The organism is Bradyrhizobium sp. STM 3809, assembly GCF_000239795.1.
In the GTDB taxonomy this organism is placed as follows: Bacteria; Pseudomonadota; Alphaproteobacteria; order Rhizobiales; family Xanthobacteraceae; genus Bradyrhizobium.
Window position 1 is genome coordinate 1 of record NZ_CAFJ01000719.1, and the last position, 2,011, is coordinate 2,011.

The 2,011-nt window shown below is 66.3% G+C and carries 1 pseudogene; it reads left to right on the top strand.

What is annotated here, in order from left to right:
- Positions 1 to 2,011 (top strand): annotated as a pseudogene (locus tag BRAS3809_RS31015) (hybrid sensor histidine kinase/response regulator); the annotation flags it as partial.

Sequence of the window (2,011 nt, forward strand, 5' to 3'; positions counted from 1 at the left end):
GAAGCGCCGAAGAAGGCGGCGCGCGGCAAGGCCAATGCCGACGGCGAGGTGCAGGAGAGCGACAAGGTCGCCAACCAGTCGATCCGCGTCAACGTCGATACGCTCGAACACCTGATGACGATGGTCTCCGAGCTCGTGCTGACGCGCAACCAGCTGCTCGAGATCGCCCGCCGCAACGAGGACACCGAGTTCAAGGTGCCGCTGCAGCGGCTCTCCAACGTCACCGCCGAGCTGCAGGAGGGCGTCATGAAGACGCGCATGCAGCCGATCGGCAATGCCTGGCAGAAGCTGCCGCGCATCGTCCGCGACCTCGCGACCGAACTCGGCAAGCAGATCGAGCTCGAGATGCACGGCGCCGACACCGAGCTCGACCGCCAGGTGCTCGACCTGATCAAGGACCCGCTCACCCACATGGTGCGCAACTCCGCCGATCATGGCCTCGAGACGATGGCCGAGCGCGCCGCGAGCGGCAAGGCCGAGCAGGGCACCATCCGCCTCTCCGCCTATCATGAAGGCGGCCACATCATCATCTGCATCGCCGACAACGGCCGCGGCCTCAACACCGAGCGCATCAAGGCTAAGGCCCTGGCGAACGGTCTCGTCACCGAGGCCGAGCTCGAGAAGATGACGGAAGCGCAGATCCACAAGTTCATCTTCGAGCCGGGCTTCTCGACGGCGGCCGCCGTCACCTCGGTGTCCGGCCGCGGCGTCGGCATGGACGTGGTGCGCACCAATATCGACCAGATCGGTGGCACCATCGACATCAAGTCGGTCGCCGGCGAGGGCACCTCGGTCACCATCAAGATTCCGCTGACGCTCGCGATCGTCTCGGCGCTGATCGTCGAGGCCGGCGGCGACCGCTTCGCGATCCCGCAGCTGTCGGTGGTCGAACTGGTGCGCGCGCGTGCCAACTCCGAGCACCGCATCGAGCGCATCAAGGACACCGCGGTCTTGCGCCTGCGCAACAAGCTGCTGCCGCTGATGCACCTGAAGAAGCTCCTGAAGATCGACGACGGCTCGTCGACCGATCCGGAGAACGGTTCATCGTGGTGACGCAGGTCGGCAACCAGACCTTCGGCATCGTGGTGGACTGCGTGTTCCACACCGAGGAAATCGTGGTCAAGCCGATGTCGACCAAGCTGCGTCACATCGACATGTTCTCGGGCAACACCATCCTGGGCGACGGCGCCGTCATCATGATCATCGACCCGAACGGCATCGCCAAGGCGCTCGGCGCCGCCGGCTCGGCCTCGCAGGCGGTGGCCGACGAGCATGCCTCGCATCACATCATCGGCGGCGAGCAGCTCACCTCGCTCCTGGTGTTCCGCGCCGGCACGGCGCAGCCCAAGGCGGTGCCGCTGGCGCTGGTCACGCGCCTGGAGGAGATCGCGGCCGACAAGATCGAAATCTCCAACGGCCGCTACATGGTGCAGTACCGCGACCAGCTGATGCCGCTGGTGCAGATGGAAGGCGTGTCGGTGCAGACCACCGGATCGCAGCCGATCCTGGTGTTCGCCGACGAAACCCGCGCGATGGGGCTCGTGGTCGACGAGATCATCGACATCGTCGAGGAGCGGCTCAACATCCAGGTGTCCGGCGCCAAGGACGGCATCCTCGGCTCGGCCGTGATCAAGGGCCAGGCCACCGAGGTGATCGACGTCGGCCACTTCCTGCCGATGGCGTTCGCCGACTGGTTCATCCGCAAGGAGATGGCGACGGAGGCACAGACGCAGTCGGTGCTGCTGGTCGACGACTCCCCGTTCTTCCGCAACATGCTGGCGCCGGTNTTGAAGTCGGCCGGCTACAAGGTGCGCACGGCGGCCTCCGCGCTCGAAGGCCTCGCGACGCTGCGCTCCGGGCACACGTTCGACATCGTGGTCACCGACATCGAGATGCCGGAGATGAACGGCTTCGAGTTCGCCGAGACCATCCGCGCCGACCAGAACCTGCATCACCTGCCGGTGATCGCGGTGTCCTCGCTGGTGTCGCCGGCGGCGATCGAGCGCGGCCG